Consider the following 19,503-nt stretch of genomic DNA (forward strand, 5'->3'; position numbering starts at 1 on the left):
ACGAAATGAGCAGATAGGAAAGCTGTCAGTCGCCGGCTTCTCCCACAGCCTCGCCGTGTCCGGTTGGCTACCGGTTGGGTGATTGTGAAAGACGACCGGCCGCCCGGACATGCGGGCGGCCGGCGGTGTCACAACTGTCACACCCGGAGTTCGGCGCACTGGCGCAACAGCGGTTCCAGGCGCAGTTGGGTGTCCTCGCGGTCAAACACCTGGAGGGTTTCGAGGCAGGTGACGATCCAATGGGCCTCGTCCTCGTCCTCGATCCGCACCGCCACGGCAGTCACCGCATTCTCCAAGTCGAACGAACCGTCTTTGAACTCGTCATCGAGCGCCCGGTACCCGGTTGTGAGGAGCGGGTCCGCGTACACTCCGGTCGCCTCAGCGAACGCACGGGCCTCGGCCCGGTCCGTGCGCAGGTCGGCGAGGCGGCGCAGCGCCTCATCGGGGTCGTTCAGTTCGTTGTGCAGACGGTGGGCCCGGTCGACCAAGAGAGGCCAGCCGCCGGTCAGTTCGTGGAGCCGGTCCAGGCGGTCCTCAGTGTGGAACATCTCGACGCGCTGGGCCCAGCTGTACAGGCTGCGGCGATCATGGCGGCGCAGCACCACGGGGGCCGCCGAGATGGGTTCGTCGCCTGTCAGTAGGGTGCGCCACAGGCCCAGTTGGGTGATGTCGGTGACAAGGACAACCGCGCGGGTCACCCCGGGAGTGGCGGGCAGCTGCGTCTCGGCCAGGTCGACGGACTCCCGGCAAGCCTCGGGCCGCGCGGGGTAGCGGGCGAAGTCACTGATGATGACGCGCCGTTCACGCGGCACTCCGCCCACGAGCTCGTGCTTGTAGACACTGAGCTTGCCGACGGGTGGCAACGTCCAGTCGGCGATGCGTCCGGCGATCGTCCGCAGGGTGTCGCCGACGTCGGTGACACCGGTCGCGGAGGTGCCGAGAACGACCCTCGTCTGGTTGGACCGCTCGCCGAGTAGGTCGTCGAGCTGGGTGATGGTGAGCGGTGCCGGTCGACCGTCGGGCAGTTCCGGACGGCCCTCCTGCACGATGCTCTCCTGGAGGTCGCAGTCCTGCTCGGCCCTGAGCAGACGGGCTTCCACCTCGTGGGAGCTGCCGATCATGCGCAGGGCGCTGGGGCCGCGCAGATGCCAGCCCAGACCGTCGTGGTTCGGGGCAAGGATGCCGAGGCCGACCATCTCGGAGAGGTAGGCGCGGAAGCCCTCGGTGTCGAGCTGCTCGAAGCCTTTGCGCCAGTACGTCTCGCACTCCTCACGCAGTTCGGTGTCGCTCAGTCGCACCTCCAGGCCACGGTGGCGGGCGTGGTACGCCAGCACGTTGGCGATCACGTCGTAGCGGTGGTCGAGGCTCAGCGTGTCCTTGAAGGCGGCCGAGATGCTGTCCCTGAGGCCGGTGTCCGACTCCACGACCTCGATGTCGGAGAGCTCCACCGCGTACGGGGGTTCCTTGGGTCCCTCGGGTCCGCGCCGCGCCCGCTTGCGGTGCATCACCTCGACCAGCCGGTGCCCGAACATCTGGAGCAGGAACGGCTGGTAGGAGCAGTAACCGAGCACCCGGTTGACGAGGTCCAGGTCCAGGAACTCGAAGCCGAGCGCCCGCATCGGCTCGACCAGCAGCTCGGCGGCGAACTGGGGGGCAAGCGGGCCGATCACCTTCGGGGTCTGCGCGAGGTGGCCGAACGGCCCGTTGCTCGCGAGCTTGGAGAACCGCTGCACGGAGTGCAAGCCGGCGAAAACGACCTTGGCGCGGTCCTTGGTGTCGTCCCCGAGGCCCTTGAGCTTCTTGGTCTGGTTGAAACGGGGGGCATCCGCCTCGAAGAACTGGTCGCACTCATCCAACAGGATCAGCAGACGGCGACGCGAGTCTCCTTCGGTCCAGGCCTGGATGCCCGCACGCACCCGTTCGGAGATGTCCTTTGCGGGCCTGCGGCCCTGGGGACGGCCCAGGATCTGCGCCTCGGTCAGCTTCCTGTCCAGCACGCTCCACAGAGCCTCCGGCCCGAGCGAGCTGCCCTTTCCGATGTTCTCGTGGTCGAGGTTCACGTACACCGTCTGGTAGTAGCCAGGGCGCTGCTCCATGAACCTGTCCCCGGCGTCCGCGAGCAGGGCCGACTTGCCGAGGCCCCGTCCACCGAAGATGACCTGGGTGCCACGCGGGTCGAGGATGCTCTTGCGTTCGGCGTCACGGCCGTAGAACATCTCGCCGCCGATCCGGCCGCGCTTCTCCCTGATGTACGGGTTGACGCCGGAGAACGGCAACAGGATCTGCGTGGCGGTGCTGACCTGTCGGTTGCCATGGGCCGCGAGATAGGCGAGGGCCGCGTCGTCCACCACCAGCAGCGGCTGCGACAACCGCCCTGAGCCGACAGCGAGTTCGACGCGGGCCTCACGGCTCAGCGTGCCGAAGTAGACGACGAGGAGACCCGTTCCGCTAGTGTCGCGCTCCGCCCAGCTCATGACGACCCTGGCGGGCGGCCGACCCCACACCATCATCACCCGCAGGTTGCCGCCCTGCTCCCTGATTTGCGAGCCGAACGCCGGCGCCTTCGCCCTGCCGTTGATCGCCACGTCGGTCGCTTCGAAGAGCCGGTACTCGCGCCGGTGCTGAGACCGCTCGTCGAGCGGCCGGGCGCTCTTAGCGTCGTAGCCGAGAAGTTTGAGGAGCGGCGGCACCCGCCGCGTATAAGCCACGTGTAGCCGGTCCTTCGGCTCGGTGGTACCCATCACCCGCCACTCGTCGAGGGCATCGGCCGCCAGTGCGGCCTCGTCGGTGGACAGCGCGCTGTAGTCCAGAACCGGGATGGTCGGGTGTGTGCCGCAGGACCGGACGAGTCCGACGAGGTCACGGTCGATGCCCCCGCGCAGGCCGTCGGGCACGGCCGGGAAGAACTGGGCCAGATACGACTCACCGTTCTCAATCTCCGGGACGTCTTCGCCGATCTCCAAGAAGTAGACGAGGTCGGCGGCGGTGGCCAGGTCGTTCGTCTCCAGGCGCCGCAGCACCTGGGCCCGCTGGTCCGCTGTAGAGTCCAGGACGTCGAGCCTGGCCCGGATCCGGTCGGCCGCCTCCCGCCTGAAGTCGGGCAGGCTGCTCCGTACGGTGTCGAGTCCGCGTCGTACGGCCACCAGGTTGTGCGTGTCGGCGACGTCGAGTCGCTCGCGGGCGTCAGCCAGCAGCTCCTGCAGACGCAGGTCCTGGTCGTCGGTCACAGCGCCGTCGGCCTGAGCGCGGTGCAGCTCGGCGACGAGTTCTCCTTGGCCGCGCGGTTGCCGTCGGAACGGTCGCCGCGGCGGGTGCCGTCAACCGCCAGACACCACTCTTTGACCAGGCCGACCGCTCGTTCCACGAGATGCACCAGGTCCTGCCGCCCGGACCCCTGGAGCGGTTTGCCGCTGGACGAGCGGTGCTTGCGGTCCATATGGTCGATCTCGCTGCTGATCTCAGCCAGTTTCGACAGGCGTTCGGCCTGCTCACGTGTCTGCGCCACCCCGTCACGGTGGTCGCGGATCACGGTCGTGAGCAGCGATCCGAGCAGCCCGTCGTCGGCCAGCCAGCGCTTGGCGATCTCCGTCGCCCGCGCGAACCGCAGCCTCGGCGGCGCGAGCAGGGCACAACACTGCTCATGCAGCTCCCGCAGCCGGGTCTCCGTCTCGGCGATGTCGGCGATGACCAGCGGGGAGGCGATCATCAGGGCTCCGCTGAGGGCACGGTCGGCTACTGCGGCAGCCGCCTCCCCCAGCCGTGCCGGCAGCCGGGGCACCAGGGCCTTGAGCTGGGCACCCGCCAGGTGGTCGCCGGTGATCAGCGCCGTACGCAGCAGGGCAGGCAGCAGGAGGAGTTCACTACCCTCCGTGTCACGGCCCGCGTAGGCACCGTACTTCTGGAGCAGGTCCGCGGTCAGCCGGGCACTCTGGCTGTCACCGGAGGTGAGCAGTCCAGCGGCACCGGCGAGGCGGAGCGCCGCCACCTGCGGCTCAGGATGGCCAGCGACGCCCGCGACATGGTGGGCAAGTCCAAAGCGCCGTTCCACGATGAGCCGCGTCAGAGCCCGCTCGGTCGCAGCCTCGTCGGAGTCCTCGTCCGTGGCGGGGGTGGAAGCGGTCTCCGGGGGCTGCGGGCCCTCGTTGTGCGGTGCGGCGGGAGCGAGCGCGGGTGCGGACGCCGAGACCGACGCCGCCGGGGATCCCGCGCCCGAATCCAGGGGTGGTGCGGTGGCGTCGGTAGGGGGTGCCGCAGCCTGTGCGTCGTCGACGTCGAGCGGGCTGAAGGCCGTTGTCAGGTCGGGCGCAGAGGCTCGCGTTACGGAGACGGGGCGGGGCGCGGTGTCCTCGGTGGAGTGGTGGACGGGCTCCATCGCCGGGCCCTCGTCCCTCAGCTCGGCCGACTGTACGTCGCCGTGCTCCCCAGTGGTCTCGCCCCCGGCAGACTCGATGGCGCCCGCCATGTCGTCGTCGGCGCTGTTCGCCTCGACGGGTTCGCGGGAGACTCCCTCAGGATGCGACAGCGTCAGTTCAGGGGCCATGACCGCCGCCATGGCACACGCGGGCAGCACCCGCACGACCTGTTCCTGCAGGGCCAGGATCTCCGTCGCGGCATCTGCCTGTCGCCCCAGCCGGATGAGCCGCGCCAAGGCGTCGAGCGCAGCGCTCTCCTGCAGTTGCGTCTCATCCCACACCGGTGCGTCCAGCAGTCCGCGGGCCGCTTCTCGCACGGCCTCGGCGGCAAACGCGGCGGAGCTGTTCGGGCGGCATGCTACGTCCAGCAGTTCCCGCGCCGTCTCCCGAGCCTGGCGGTCACGCTCGTGTGCTGCCCGGTGCGCGCGTGCGGCATGCGTCATGTCCTCGAGACGGCGGGGTACCCCCTCCATCCCCGCCGCACAGAACACCGCGTCGGCGCTGTCAAAGACGGCGACGAGAGCGGCCAGCGTGGCCAGATCCTCTTCATGAGGAGGACGGCCCTCCGCGACCGCACCGGTCACGTTCTCCGCGGCTTGCCGGGCCAGCGCGAGGGCCGTCTCCAGTTGTCGACAGACCGTCTCCGGGTTGGTCCCCGGCTCGGTGCGGGCCTCTTCGGGTGTTGTCGGGGCCACATCGTCCGAGATGCCGAGGTCCGGTGCGGCGGTCCCCGTGGCGGGGGTGTTCGAGACCGGCTGGTCGGCGACCGCATTGTGCTCGTGCTTCCGGCCGTCCGTGGGCAAGCGCTCCGGTTCCTCCGCTGCGCTGGAGAAATCTGGGTACGCCGCCGCGATGGAGCGGGCCTCATCGGCCACGGCGGCGAGGCGCGTGGTCTCCTTCTCGTCGGCAGTTGCCGCGAACCAGTCCTGGTCAGCCGCCCAGGCAAGGAGGTGGGCGTCGCCGACGGAGGCGTTGCACCAAGCGAACAGCGTGGCCCGGACCAGCGTCGCACCCCACCGGGAAACGGGGTCGGACACGGTCTTGCCGTCCTGCGGGAGGACGAAGGCGACTATCTGGTCCATCACAGTTATGGTGAGGTCTTTGATACCGCACGTGCAGGTGTACTGCCGGGCTTCGCGCCGAAGCCGGGCGAGAACGTCCCGGCACAAGGCGTTGCCCGCCCGTCGAGGGGCCGCCATACGGATGCCCAGGCTGCCGAGCAACCTCTGCCGGTTCTTCGGCGGCAAGGAGTTGAAGGCTAGTTCCACCATGCCGACCGTGAGGTCGTTGAGCGCGGCGGCAGCCGGGTGTTCCAAGGCGTTGAGCGCGGCGGCCAGTCCTTCGAGCTGTTCGGCCGAGACGCTTGACGGGGACAACGGCGGCCCCGCGATGACGAGGTAGCGGTCCTGCATGTACGCGTACTCCGTTTTCTGTGGCTGGTCCTGCGGGATTCAGCTCGCTCGACGCCGAGGAGCCTGGGAGATGGGAACGGGGCAACAAAAGAAGGGGGGTAAATCCCGTGCGTAGGCAGAGGTGTTGGGGATCAGCAGCCGCGCGTGTGCTCAGTGACGAACGTGTAGCCGTAGGGCAGTTCCCAGCCATCCGCCTTGCCGAGCCTTCGGCAGTGCTCCCGAAAGGCCGCTCGCTGCACTTCGCTGGGTGAGCAACCCGGCCGCAGGCGGCGCAGATGGCCAGGGACGAGCTGGACAGCACCCCGCTCCCGACCGCCCGGTTCTGCGCCGCCCCATGGGCGTATCACCCGTCGTCGGACGGGGCGGTAGCCGATGAGGGGGATGGTCGGCTGCCCGTCGCGCGCCGGGTAGTGCGGTTGACCCCAGACGTCTCGGCTGCCGAGAGCAGGCTCCAGGAGCTGTTCCCCGAGCAGTTCCGCGACCGCGGATTCCAGGGCGGCGGCCTGGGACCGTCCCGGCCGGCACCCGTAGACCGCAATCGGCAGGACCGAACGGTCCAGCAGGGCGTGACCGTCCAGGGTGAGCAGCCCACACCGGCGTACAGTCCGCATCACCAGCTGCCGCGGACCGAGTCCGGCCGCGCTGTCTCCGTGGCGGTCGCTGCCTGGAGCGTCCTCCCTGGTGAGCACACGAGGGTCGTAGCAATGCCCGATCACACGGTCGCCGACCTGCACCGGTTCCTCGAGCCGCGTGGTGGCCAGACGGATCACCGTGCCGCCGCAGGGCCAGCGCAGCTCGAGCATCAGGCCGGGGAGAAAGTCGCGGGGCCAGGTGACTCCGGTCAACCGTCCCGAGTCCTCACCCGGTTCGGCGGTGACCTTCTGAACCACCTCGTTACCCCGCAACGCCTGTCCAACGTGATCGAGTTCGAGGCGTGCCGTAGGGCAAGGGCCGTGAGTCAGGCGAAGTTCACGTGCGACATACGGGTGCAGCGGGAACCAGCCGTCGACGAGATGGGCCAGCCGCAGGGGCGATTGCCAGGCGATCTCATTCGCGTCATGCCGCAGGAGTTCGTTGAGACCGAGGGAGGCATCGTCGGCAAGGGGTAGATCTACGGGATCCACCTCCTCTTCCGGCTCCGGTGGCGCAGGCAAGGTGGAGGTCCAGCCGCGTCCGGCCGGAGCCAGCGGGTCACCGGGGGCCTCTGCACCACCGGGATAATGGGACCGCCACACGCCTCCGCCCTCGAAGGCGTCGTCGAGTGTGATCCGGGAACCGTTCTCGAACAGACCCTGGTCGCTGTCTCCCTGGACGACGTCGGCGAGTGCCACATTCGCCTGGCACACTGCTGCGGCGTATCCCACTCCCCTGAGCGGTTCCGCCGCCCCGGGGAACCCTCGAAGCCGCGGTCCGACGGCTGTGTACGCGGTGACCACAGCGGTGAGACCGTAGCGCCGGCTCACCGGGGTGGCCGCGTGTTCCACCGCTGCCGCGAGCGACCTGAGGTCATCGCCGCCCAACGGTCCGGTGTCCCGCCAGCAGGCCGCGAGGGAGGCCCGGGTCATCGCGTAGTGACCCCATGTACGCAACGCCGCACTGGAGTTGAGGACACCCCGTACCGTGTCGAGGAGACCGAGCAGCCCCGCCCGCAGGTCGTCATGGTGTCTGCCGCCCACCAGCGCGGCAAGGGATACAGGAACGAAGGGACTGAGCAGCTGCTCCCGTGCCGTCGTCAGGAGATGCTCCGTATAGGCCGTCAGCTCGTCGCGCCGGGCCGCCTCCGGCGACGGGTAGCAGACGTCGACGACAACATGCCCGTCCTCGTTGATCCAGCGCTGGCGAGTGCGCAAGCGGTGGAGCTGGGCCGGCGACAGGCTCAAGGCCGGGCCGAAGGCGTGGAGATCCGGGACCAGGAGCTCCCTTCGCCGTGGCACGGCGTCGTTTCCCGGCCTGCCCGGGCCCTCGGCGCCCACCGGCGCCCCCGACACCCAGGCCGGTACGTCACCAAGGGCGCCCACTTCCGGGTGGGCGCCCTCCCGGTGGACGATCTCGGCGTAGAGCGGGTCCGACCCGGTGGCGACACACACCATGGCACCAACCGGGAGCATGGGAGCGCACTCGCCGAAAGTGATCACGGGGAAGTCGTCGAGGCACAGCGGGCTGCCGCCGTAGCCGTCGCCGCCGAGGTCATACCCGAAGTACACTGCGTTGAAGGCGACGGTGGTGTGCACCGGCGCCGGGCGGGCCGCGACAACCGCTTCGAGATAGCGCCGCAGCCGATCCCGTTCCTCGTCGGGTACGGCGTCGTAGCCCTTCGTCATGTCAGAGGTCAGCAGGGCCCTGTCACCGTACGGATCAGGCACCTGCGTATTGTCGCGATGCGTCGATGACGCCTCCGGCACCCCACGTTCGCCAACCGGTTCCGATACATACGGGTCCCCACCCATGGCACCTCCGCCGCACTTGAGGCCGCCGCGGTCTGACGTGCGGTAATTCACGCAGACTATGCGACCTAGAGCATTCCGGCAGCACTTTCGCCACTTTGCGCTGGTTGGCAGTGGCCCACACCAGACACGCCCACGCGCCGGCGTCAGACTGAGCTCAAACGGCAGGGCCTGAGCGGGCCAAGGTGCACTGCAACCCACCTGGCAAGACCCTGGGACAGCGCCGCCAGGCCAAACGTTCCGTCAGAAGCGGCATCGAACGAGCGGCATGCATCACCAGCTACCCGTGCAACGTCTACACACAGCAGACACCTACGCTGTGCCACTCCTTGAAACAAAGCCACTGGCCGGCAACGTCACACGGCAGGCGTAGGAGATTCAGCAGCCGGTCGACAAGCATCGCTGGCCTGGGAAGCTCCGTGACAGCGTCGATCTCCGCCAGTCGCAGGCAGTCACCACGACACGCTTGCACGCTGGCGCAACACCAGCCCCATCGCATCCGCATGAGCTGCACAGAGCCCGAAAGACCGGCTGGGACTTTTCTGGGACTTCCGGCCGTATCAACAGGCACGAGCATGCAGCAGTCGAAATTCCATATCCCCAGGTCAGCGACCTGTAGCCGCCTATCGCCGCAGGTCACCGGGCTCGCCGATCTCTTCCGGGACATCTGAAAGTCTTCAGACACAACGCCGCTACGCCCCTCCTGACCTGTGTGTACGCGAGCCAGGAGGGGGTTCGGCTGCGCCTGTGGGACTTCTCAGGGACTCGGAGAGCGTTCACCGATCCTCGAGTGGGCTGTTGGGGTCCCGGAGCGTCGAACGGGCGTCATGACTCCCGATGGGGACAGAGCTCTGCTCGGTAACGGATCGGTACTCGTCCAATCTGCGCCCGCCGCGCTCTCAACATGCGTCTCAGCGGGGCCCCGGTCCAAGGTCCATGAGCAGGTCGTCCAGCACCGTTTCCTCCTCGACCCGGACACGGCACTCGGCGAGAGCGACGGCCAGGGCAGGGTCCCAGGGAGTTGTGGCGGGCGGGCCCGCCAGGTCCGGGGCTTCGGCCACTGCGGTCACTGCTGCTCGGTAATCGGCGGCCGTGTAGCGCCACGGCCGCCAAGGGACGCTTCGCGCCAGTGCTGCGGCGATGCGCACACCGCCCCAATCGAAATCGCCGTGGTAGAGAAGGCGAGCGCCCCGCATGGACAGGTCGCGCAACAAGGTGAGCGCGGCGGCCGACGGTTGCCCCTGGAGGCACACCATCGGCGGGCACGCCGGGCCGAGTGTGTCGGCGGCGGCGGACAGCACGGCCGGGTTCTCGCAGATGTGAACGGTTCCCGTCGTTGGAAGGGAGGCAACCGGTACGTGACGGGTGAGGGAGCGGAGCGTCAGCACAGCCGGCTCCCCCGCGTCGGCCATCCAGTCGAGGGCTGGAGTACCGCGCAGGTTGAGGGTGAGGACGGTCGATGACAGGTCGTCCTTGAGCAAGCCCGCCGAGGCCCATGCCTCCCGCCGCCACTGCGCACCGGAGCCGTCGGGGAAGCCGGTGAGGCAACGGATGCCGGACAGGACGAGAGTGGCGAGCGGTGTCCCCTCGTCCAGGGCGTGGGCGCCGGAAAGGTTCCGTGCCGCGAACGTCGCCCGCGATGTCGGGGGTGACGCGGGCAGCGCACGCAACGCGCGCACGGCAGCCTCCACCAGGGGGCCCGCGGCCTCCGGTGTACGGGCGAGGCGCCGTACGAGACCGTCACTGCGGATCCGCTCGGCCCAGTGGGCCAGCTCCGCGTCGAGGATGGCGAGCGGGGCGTACGCCTCCTCCCAGGCCCGTTCCTCCCTGTCCCGTTCCTCGGCGTGGAGTACGACCGGGCCGGTGAGGGCGACGACGGCCACCGCCAGTCCGTCGGGGCTGACACCGGAGCGACGCAGGATCTCATCCACGGTGGCGAGGCGAATGCTGAGGGAGCCACTGGATCGTGGTGCCCGTCCCAGCAGGCGTTCGGCGGAGCGCCGTTGAAATGCATCGGGGTCGGACAAGGTGACGGAGCCGGTGAGCGGCCGGCCGCGTGCCATGCGCTGCCGCACGCGGTCCACGAACCAGGCAAGGCCGGGATCGCCGAGCAGACGCCCGAGACGCTCGGTATCGACGTCCGTTCGGGCTTCTCCCGATGGCTGCGGGGCCGGCACCGCGTCCGCGATGGCGTCCGGCGGTGTCGTGTGTCCGGCCGCCGCCCGGCTTCCGTCGCGGTCAGCCGGGATCGCCGAACGGTTCACGTCCACAGGGACCCCTGTCCGCCGGCGCCGTCGACGACGACGGTCCGCCCTGGCTCACCGAAAGGACGCACCGGCCCGTCGGCCCCCTCGCCGGAGTCACCGGCACCGGCAACCGCCCCGACCGCGTCCGGCCGGGCGCCGGGCTCCGTGCCGCGCCGCCGTTCGCTGCCGTCCCATTCCCACCGCGTCACCAGTACGGCGTCGATGTCGTCGACGCGGGAGAGCTGGGCGATGGCGATGCCCGGCACCTGCGGGTAGCAGGCCCATTCCCGTTCGCTGGTCATGACGACGTCGAGGTCGAAGGCGCGGAGCAGACCGAGGCACTTGGCGCGCGAGTCGTCGTCGACGCCGGCGAACGCCTCGTCCAGGGTGACCAGGCGCGGGGCGTGCGCGCCGCCCGCGCTCGCGTAGTGCGAGGACGCGGCGGCGAACAGGGGCACAGAGGCGGCCAGTACCCGCTCTCCTCCCGAGGCGGGCCCGGTGGCCGGCACCCACTTGCCATGCTGGTGGCGTTCGACGCCGAACTCGTGCCAGGACCGGTAGTCGAGGGCGGCGGTGAGGTCCTCCAGCCAACTGCCGGCGCTGTCGTCGGCCTGCCGGTGGGCGATCTGCTCCTGGAGGAACGCGCCGACCGCGGCCCGGTCCTCGGGCGACCATGCGTCAGCGGACTGACGCAGCCGTTCACGGGCCTGGGCCAGTCCCTGCGGGGCCCGGCGGGACGCTCTCCACACCAGCCGCAGCTTCATGCCCGTGGAGGTCGGGCGCTCCTCCAGTTCCCTGTTCATGGCGGCCACCTGCCGTTCGGCTGCCCCGATCAGTTCCTGGAGCGTCCCGGCGACCTCGGTGATCAGATGGGTCTGGAGGATCTCGCGTTCGCGTGCGGACAGGATGCGGGTCAGTTCCGCGACCTCCACGGCCAGTGCCTCGGAGAGTTCGGGCACGGCCCGTTCCCGGCCCTGGTAGACGATGTCGACCCGCATGCCGTCCTCGCTCGGGCGGGCGGTGGCGGTGTGGCCGTGCCGCGACAGCGCGTCCTGGAGCCTGCCGAACTCCTCGCTCAGCCGCTTCTGCACGCGCTCCCATGCCGCGTCGGTGTCATCGATCGAGGAGAGCCGTGACTCCACGGCCCGCGCGAGGGCGATGGCGGGGGTCGCCGCCCATGGTCCTCCGCCGTCGTCCGGTACGTCGATGTCGGGCAGCGCGACGGCAAGCAGTCCCGTCGCGGCGAACCGCTGGAGCGCCGCGACGGCTTCCTCACGCGCGGCGGTCGCCTCGGTGACGTCCTCGGCGAGCCGCTCGATGCGTCCCTCGGCGCGGCTGGCCCGCCGGTCGGCGTCACCGTAGGCCGCCGAGGCCTGCCGCTGTTCCTGCTCGCAGATCCGAGCCGCCCCGGCCGTCTCCTCCAGCTGCCGCTGGAGCTCGGCGACGGCCGCTCCGACGGTGGAGCGGAGCGTCGTGAGGTGTTCGTCCGCCGCCGCGGCCACCCGGGCCGCCTCCGTAGTGCGCTCCGCGAGTTCGGACACGAGGAGTTCGGCCCGGTGGGTCTCCTCCTGTTCGCCGGTCACCGCGCGCTCGGCCTCCGCGCGTTCGCGCAGTGCGGGCCACAGGGCCGCCAGGAGGGCGGTGTGGTCGGCGAGCGCCTGGCGTACGGCGCCCAGTGCCGTGTGGTCGGTGGGGAGGTTCAGGGCGGCCGCGGTGTCGGCGAGTTCGGCCGCCGCGCGGTCGGCCCGCTCCGCCGCCGGAGCCAGTTCCGCGGCCCTTTCGTCCCGCCGGGCGCGGGCGCGACGGACCGCTTCGGCCGCTGCGGTGACGCGTGCGTGGGCGTGCCGCAGGTCGTCGTCGCCGGGCAGTGCGGCGAGTTCGGCGTCCAGCACGGCACGGCGCCCGGCCACGGCGCGGGACTCCTCGGCCAGTCGTTCCCGCTCCGCCGCCAAGCCGTCGACCTCGGCGCGCAGTTCCCCGATGCGGACGCGACGTGCCTGCTCCCGCGCTCCTTCCCCCACGTACTGGGCGCTGTCCTTGGCCCAGCTTCCGGTGAGCGCCCCGACGCGGAAGCGCCCGTCCGCGCAGACCCAGGTGTCGTGGCCGCCGGCCTCCCAGGAGGCCTCCCCGGGCCCGTGGCCGTCCGCGGCCAGCCCGATCGAGGCGAGCAGGCGCGCGACCGTCTCCTCCCCCACGGCGGCGGCTCCCGCGTCCGCGGGGTCGACCGCCGGGCACAGCGCGCGGTCGAGGCCGGTACCGCCGAGCAGCCCGACCGGGTCGAGCAGCACGTCGTGGCCGTCCGCCGCGACCGCGGCGCCGTCCGGCCGCACCCAGGAGTCGAGGAGCCCCGACGCCTCCAGCGCGGCTTCCAGCCCCGCGCGGTCGGCCTCGGTGACGTGCGGGCGGAAGTCGACCAGCCGCCACAGCGGAGCGCCGCGGCACCCGTCCCGCACGCCGGGTGTGCGCGTCGGGGGAGCCGCAGGGCCGCGCTCCCCGCCCGTTTCCAGAGTGGTCAGTTCCTCCGCCGCCAGCCGCTGTCGCTCCGCCCTCGCCGCCTCGCGGTGGGCCAGTCCGGCCGCCCGGTCGGCCAGGCGGGAGGCGGCGGCGCGATGCGCCTCGCTCGCCGCCGTACGGGCCGGCAGCGGGCCGTCCAGACGGCTGGCCCAGTCCTGTACGGCGTCCAGGACCCCGGGCAGCCCGGGCACCCGCAGCTCCACGCATCCGGAAAGGTGCTCCCGTACGGCTGTGACCAGCGCCCGCCCCGCCCGGGCGACGTCCTCCTCCGCCCCGGCCAGCCGCTCCTCGCCGTGCACGACCTCTTCGTCGGCCTCGTCGACGCGCAGCCGGGCGGCCCGGTGACGCTCCTCGGCCTGCTCGGCGCGCGTGGCGAGTTCCGCCACGTGCTCGACGGCGCGCCGCCTGCTCGCGGTCGCCTCGTCCGCCTCCCGGCGCAGGACCGTGTCGGGGGCTCCCTCCGTCCCGGGGACGTCGAGCCGGGCCGCCGCGGCGCTCTCGGCCACCCGGTCCCGGATGCCGTCCAGCGCCTCCCGGGCGGCCGTGAGCCGGTTGTCCGCGGTGGCGAGACGGCCCAGGGCCCGGGTGTGCGCCTCGGCCGCCGTACGCCGGTCCGCCTCGGCCCGGTTCAGCTCCGCGGCCGTGCGGGAGGCGTCGTTCGCCGCCCGGTCGAGCGCGCGGGCGTCGCGCATCTCGGGCCGGGACCGCAGCGTGGCGTCCTGGGCGGCCAGCCGCGCGGCCCGCTCGTCGAGGGCGGCGCCCCTCGCCCGGGCCTCCTCGCGGTCCGCCACGGCGCGGTCCCGGTCCGCCTGGGCCCTGGCGAGTTCCCGTTGCAGGTTCTCGTACCGGGCGTGTTCGCGGCGGGGCAGGCGGGCGCGGCGCCGGGAGGCGAGGCGGGCGTAGCGGCGGTAGTGGTCGAGGAACGCCGAGGACGCCTCTTCGGCCTCGCGGGCCGCCCGCAGTTCCTCCTTCTCCTCGTCCAACGACCGGAACGCCTCCGCCGCGTCGGCGACGACCGCCTGGTCCATCGGCGGCAGCGCCTCGGTCAGCGCCCGGGACAGGGCGGCCTCGCTGGGCCGCTTGGACAGCTGGGGCTGGCGCAGCTGGATCAGGAGGTCGACGAGGGCGCCGTAGCGCCGCTCCCCCAGCCCGAAGAGGGCTTCGTCGACCGCCCTGCGGTAGGCCTTCGCCGTGTCGTACACCATGCCGTGACCGCCGACCGCCTCGGCGAGCCGGTCCCGGGACAGTGCCGTCCCGGTCGCGTCCAGCAGGTCGAGGCCGGCGCCGATCCGCTGGTCGGTGACCGCGAACCAGTGGCGGGCGATGCCGCGTCCGGCGACCGCCTTCAGCCCGCACAGCAGCGTGCGGAAGTGGGCCTCGCCCGTGGTGCCGTCGAGCCGTCCGAACTCGATCCAGGTGTAACCGAGCCGTTCGGGATGCGGGTGCGCGCCGCCCAGGAGCAGGTTCCACTCCATGCGCTTGCCCGGGTCGCCGTCGGGTTCGACGCGGCGGGCGGAGAGGTCACCGTCCAGGAGGAACGGCAGGGTGAGGGCGAGCACCTTCGACTTGCCGGTGCCGTTGTTGCCGCGCAGCAGCAGCCGGCCGTCGCGGAACCAGAACTCCTCGATGTCGTAGTGGAACAGATCGACGAGTCCGATGCGCAGGGGTCGCCACCGGCCGGGCGCGGGAGCGGGGAGCGCGGGCCCGGAGGACCAGGGGCCGGGGAGCGCGGTCACGGGGCGGTTCACCTTTCGTCCTGCACGGGCTGCACGGGTCGCTCGGGTTGCTCGGGTTGCTCGGGTTGCTCGGGTTGCTCGGTCGTGGCGGGCCGGCGGGCCCGTCCGGGTTCCCTGACGACGGGTTCGCCGACCGCGTACCGCGCGAGGGCCGGCCGCGGTACGACGCCCCGTTCGGTGCGCTCCGCGAGTCCCAGCGCCACCAGCTTGGTCAGCGCCTGCTCGACGAGTTCGGGCTCCGCACCCGGTTCCCTCGCCGACTTGGACCAGAACCCGCCGTGCTCCACGGCCAGTTCCCTTACGCGGGCCGCCAGTTCCGCCGGTTCCACGGGCCCGGCCGCCCGGGCCAGGTGCCCCGCCAGCAGCAGGGTGATGTGACCGTGGGTGCCCTGTTCCGGCATGCGCGTGTCCGTGAGGTCGTCCATCGGGTCGACCATGGCGATGCCCTCGGCCCGGATCTCCGGGACGAGTCCCGTCAGTTCGTTGATGCGGGCGGTGATGAAGCCGCGCTGCCGGGTGAGGTAGGCCAGTTCGTCGTCGGTCAGGTCGTCGTAGTACAGCACCGGGTCGTCCAGGAGGATGCGGGTCAGCTTCCAGCGGACCGCCCGGAACCTGAGCTCGTCGCTGTCGAGCGCGGTCCACGCGGTCATCTCCACCAGGCGCTCCTCGAACCCTTCGGCCTCGACCATGGAGGGGCCCCGCAGGGACGCGGGCATCCCGGCCAGCACACGCCGCCGCACGTCGTACAGCACGTCGCCCGATCCGCTGACGTAGGCGTCCTCGTCGCCGGCCACCCGCCGCAGCACCCCGAGCCGCAGCAGCAGGCGGACGACGGCCGCGAGGTCGAGGCGCTCGTCGCGCCGCTCCAGGGTGAACGTGATCCCGGCGGCGACGAGTTCGGGATCGGCGGCGGCCAGGACGACCTGCTCGGCGAGGCGCCCGAGCGCCACCTGCGACTCGCCCCGTTCCAGCGCGGCCAGGGCCAGGCAGAGCAGGACGTAGCGGCGGCGGGTGAAAGGCAGGGCGCTGCGGGCGGCCTCGCGCGCCGGGTGCGTGGCGTCGGTGAGGGTGCCCGGCGTCTTGCGCAGCCGTGCGGCGTCGGCGTCCGTGCGCAGCGTCCAGCCGACGTTGCGTTCGAACCACTCCCGCAGCTCGGCGGTGTGCCGGCGCACCAGCCGGAACTCGTCGGCGTACGGCCCGTCGGCGGTGAGCAGCGGCTCCTTCAGCAGGGCACGTGCGGCCTTCTGGAGGTCGGCCTGCCGCTGGCCGTCGAGGACCTCGGCGAGGGGGCCGCTCATCGGTCCTCCGCGAGCTGGGGAGCGGCGTCCCGTCGGGGGACGGGGATGGGAACGGGTGCCGGTGCCGGTGCCGGTGCGGCGTGGTCGCCGTGCCCCGACGTGAGGTCGACGATGTCGATCAGGTGGTCGGGGCCACTGAACACGCCGTCGGGGGTGCGCACTTCGGCCGTCGATCCGTCGTCGAGGGCGGTCAGCCGGATCTCCATCGAACCGTCCCCGCTGGTGGCCGCGGTGGTGGTCGTGCCCGGCCGCCAGGTGGCGAGCGCGTCGCCGAGCAGCCGCAGGAACAGCTGGAAGGCGTGCGGGTCGAGTTCGCCGAGCCGGGACAGCCGCACCGGTCCGCCCGTCACCAGGCGGTCCCGTGCCCGCCTGGTCTCCTCCGTCTGCCGGGCGGCGATCTCGGCGAGCCGGCGCTTCGCCTCGCCCCGGTCGGCCACCTTGCGCGGTTTACCACGCCGCTCGTAACTGCCCGTACGGCGCAACTGGGGGCTGATCCTGAGCGGTCGCGCCTCGCTCCACGGGGTGGCGGCGGGCTCCGGGGAGGCCGTCCGTTCGGCGAGGGTGTCGGCGTCGACGGTGAGGTGCCGGGAGGAGTGCAGCCCGAACGCCACGCGCCAGAGTCGGTGCCGTGCCGCGTCGTCCGGCGCCTGGGCGAACCAGCGCGCCAGGGTACGGAAGTCGGCCGAGCGGTCCGAGCGTCCGGCCCGCCGCTCGTTGAGCTGCCGTACGACGGCCAGGAGCTGCGGAATCGAACCGAGCGCCCGCCCGCGCAGAAGCCTGGCCTGCGACTCCCGTCCCTCCCCCGACACGAACCACTCGGCGAGCCCGGACCACCGCGCGGCCCACCGCTCGTACGCCACCGCCTCCGCCCGCTCGGCGTCCTCGGGAGCGGCGTCGGCGGCCTCGCGGGCGGCGGCCAGCCGCAGCAGCGGACCGACCCGCTCCTGCTCCTCCAGCTCCCCGATCAGCAGGGCGATCCGCCCGCCGAGGGTGATGAGGTCCTGGATGAACCGCTCCAGGTACTGGATCAGCCGGTCCTTGTAGGCGAGGAACGCCTCGACCTCGATGTCGTGCAGGTCGATGGTGCGCTGGAGCGAGCCCATGAAGGCGCGGGCGTTGTCGGCGAGGTCGGTGAACCGCGCCGTCAGCACGGACAGGGCGACGTACGTCTTGGCCGGGTCGGGCTCGTCCTCCGCGGCGATCACCAGGAGCGCCCGCAGCTGCGTGACGATGTCGTGCAGCGCGACCGCCTGGAGTTGGCCGCGCCGCCCCAGCACCTCGTCGTACGTCCCCAGCGCCGCCTCGGCCGCCTCACCGGCCCGGGTGAGCTGGTAGATGAACCGCCTGCGGTAGAAGTCCTCGACCGCCGTCACCCGCGCGTGGTCCGGATCGGCCCGCAGGTTGCCCCACTCCACGAGCTTGTCCAGCGCCTGCGTCACCGCTTCGAGGTCGGCGGACCTTCCCCCCGCGTCCAGGGCCGCGTACACGTCCTCCGGCCGCAGATGCACCGCGAACCGCTCCTTGGCGGCGAGGAAGGCCCGCATGACCTGGCGGTAGAGGGAGGCGTTGGGGGCGGTGAGGTGGGCGAACGGAGAGTAGTCGCTGGAGGTCATCTCGGCACATTCTTCCACCACGTCCGCAGGCTCACCTGGGAGTTGCGAACACGCACTCCGCCCAGACCGTCTTGCCCGGGCCTCCGGGCCGGAGGTGCCAGCCCCAGCGGGCGGCGAGCGCCGCGACGAGCAGCAGCCCTCGGCCGCCGGTGTCCTCGGAGCCGGGGGCGGGCAGCGCTTCCGGGTCCGGCGGCGTGCGTTCGGTACGGGTGTCGGTGACCTCGATCCTGACCGTGCGGGCGGGTGCGCTCACGTGCAGGAGCAGATGGACGTCCCGGCTGGGGACATGTCCGTGCCGTACGGCGTTGGCGGTCAGCTCGCCGAGGACCAGCACGATCTCTTCGTGCGGGCCGGTGCCGTACCGGGATGCCCCACGCGTCCAACCGGTGCGCGGCCAGTCGGCGGGCGAGGCGGGCGCCCCGTGGGGTGGAGGTGAAGCGCATCTCGAAGGTGCGGCTCAAGTCAGCTCCACGATATGAGGGTTGGGAGGTGTCGATGGGGCTGGGGAGTTGGTTCGTCACGCCGACAACGGTCTCCTCGGTCGCGTAGCGTGACCAGTGGTGACGCACCGACGCGGCCCGTTGTACGCGCCGTGGTGGTACGGGTACGAGGTGCGCGGCGTGACGAGACCGCCGGGACGGCGTTGGGCCAGGGAGGTGGCGATGACCGAGGGTACGGATGAGGGGGCCGGGACCGTGGTGGCAGGCGACTCGGGACAGGCGATGGCGGACACGTCCGGGCAGGCCGTGGTCATCGCGTTCGGGCAGACGATGAAGACGCTGCGGGTGCGGGCGGGCCTGGAGCGCGAGGAGTTCGGACGGCGGATCGGATACTCGGCGTCCACGGTCGCGTCGTACGAGCAGGGACGGCGGATCCCCTCGCCCAGGACCATCGAGCGGGCGGACGAGGTTCTGGACGCGGGCGGGTTGCTGACGGTGTGGAAGGAGCAGGTGGAGCGGGCTCAGTATCCGGTGTTCTTCCAGGGGATGGCGACGCTGGAGAAGGAGGCCGTTGAGCTGCTCGCGTACGACACCCACGTTCTCAATGGTCTGCTCCAGACCGAGGAGTACACGAGGGCGGTACTCGACATGCGCCGCCCGGTCCTGGACCAGGAGACCGTCGAGCAACGTGTGGCGGCCCGGTTGGCCCGGCAGGACATCTTCAGCCGCTGGCCCGCGCCGCTACTGAGCTTCGTGCTCGAAGAGGCGGCATTGCGACACCCCTGGGGAGGCAAGACGGTGCACCGGGGGCAGTTGGAGCAACTGCTTCTGATTGGCGAGAAGCAGAATGTCGAGATGCAAGTCATGCCGACAGACCGCGAGTACAACGCTGGCGTAGATGGCGCGTTCACGGTAATCACACGCAAGGACGGAATGAGGTTCGTCTACACCGAAGCCCAGGGAACCAGCGCCCTCCAGACCGAGCCGGAGCAGACGACTCTCGCCGCCGCCCGCTATGGGATCATCCGATCGCAGGCTCTCCCCTCGCGAGAGTCGCTCGACTTCGTGGAAAGGTTGCTGAGATCGCTATGAACAGCTCTGAGTCCTCGGCCGTCGAACCCGGTCTTTCTTGGTTCAGGAGCAGCTACAGCGGGGCCGAGGGTGGTCAGTGCGTGGAGGTCGCTGCCGATACGGGAGTTGTGCACATCCGTGACTCCAAGGCCCTGGCCGGACCCGTCATCCGTGTGTCACGTGAGGCGTGGGCGGGGTTCGTCGGGGAGGCCTGACGGTCGTACGTCAAGCGTGAGCCCTGCCGCCCGACCAAGGACGGCAGGGCTCACGCACGCCGCCAACTCGGCAGGCTCGGGCTCGGCTTGCCGTACCAGCTG

The 19,503-nt window shown here is 71.3% G+C and carries 9 protein-coding genes and 1 pseudogene; 2 read left to right on the top strand and 8 right to left on the bottom strand.

Annotated elements, in window-relative coordinates:
* Positions 1-137 precede the first annotated feature (137 nt).
* The 8 genes and pseudogenes from AC07C1_RS04810 to AC07C1_RS04845 all read right to left on the bottom strand — a co-directional run bounded on the left by AC07C1_RS04810 (position 138) and on the right by AC07C1_RS04845 (position 18,196).
* Entirely contained in the window at positions 138-3,227 is a 3,090-nt protein-coding gene (locus tag AC07C1_RS04810) for a hypothetical protein (RefSeq protein WP_478936922.1), read from the bottom strand.
* Positions 3,224-5,824 (bottom strand): hypothetical protein, encoded by a 2,601-nt coding sequence (locus AC07C1_RS04815; protein WP_478936923.1) that lies wholly within the window; start codon positions 5,822-5,824, stop codon positions 3,224-3,226. The genes AC07C1_RS04810 and AC07C1_RS04815 overlap by 4 nt, the downstream gene beginning before the upstream one ends.
* 131 nt (positions 5,825-5,955) lie before the next feature.
* Entirely contained in the window at positions 5,956-8,187 is a 2,232-nt protein-coding gene (locus AC07C1_RS04820; protein WP_478936924.1) for a hypothetical protein, read from the bottom strand.
* Positions 8,188-9,179: 992 nt separating this feature from the next.
* Entirely contained in the window at positions 9,180-10,538 is a 1,359-nt protein-coding gene (locus AC07C1_RS04825) for a TIGR02679 family protein (protein WP_478936925.1), read from the bottom strand.
* Positions 10,529-14,764, bottom strand: coding sequence for a TIGR02680 family protein (locus AC07C1_RS04830; protein WP_478936926.1), 4,236 nt, complete (start codon positions 14,762-14,764; stop codon positions 10,529-10,531). The genes AC07C1_RS04825 and AC07C1_RS04830 overlap by 10 nt, the downstream gene beginning before the upstream one ends.
* A gap of 8 nt (positions 14,765-14,772) precedes the next feature.
* Positions 14,773-16,062 carry a TIGR02678 family protein gene (locus tag AC07C1_RS04835; protein WP_478936927.1) on the bottom strand — a complete coding sequence of 430 codons (1,290 nt, stop codon included), beginning with the start codon at positions 16,060-16,062 and terminating at the stop codon, positions 14,773-14,775.
* A complete protein-coding gene (locus AC07C1_RS04840) occupies positions 16,059-17,675 on the bottom strand; it encodes a TIGR02677 family protein (RefSeq protein ID WP_478937232.1) in 1,617 nt (538 codons plus the stop codon). Before AC07C1_RS04840 ends, AC07C1_RS04835 begins: the two co-directional genes overlap by 4 nt.
* A 31-nt stretch (positions 17,676-17,706) precedes the next feature.
* Positions 17,707-18,196, bottom strand: a pseudogene (locus tag AC07C1_RS04845) (ATP-binding protein).
* A 141-nt stretch (positions 18,197-18,337) separates the two neighbouring features.
* Here AC07C1_RS04845 and AC07C1_RS04850 point away from each other — a divergent pair.
* Positions 18,338-19,207 (top strand): helix-turn-helix domain-containing protein, encoded by an 870-nt coding sequence (locus AC07C1_RS04850; protein WP_478936928.1) that lies wholly within the window; start codon positions 18,338-18,340, stop codon positions 19,205-19,207.
* A complete protein-coding gene (locus tag AC07C1_RS04855) occupies positions 19,204-19,401 on the top strand; it encodes a DUF397 domain-containing protein (protein ID WP_478936929.1) in 198 nt (65 codons plus the stop codon). The genes AC07C1_RS04850 and AC07C1_RS04855 overlap by 4 nt, the downstream gene beginning before the upstream one ends.
* Positions 19,402-19,503 lie beyond the last annotated feature (102 nt).

The sequence above is a fragment of the Streptomyces sp. NPDC045022 genome, assembly GCF_056432605.1.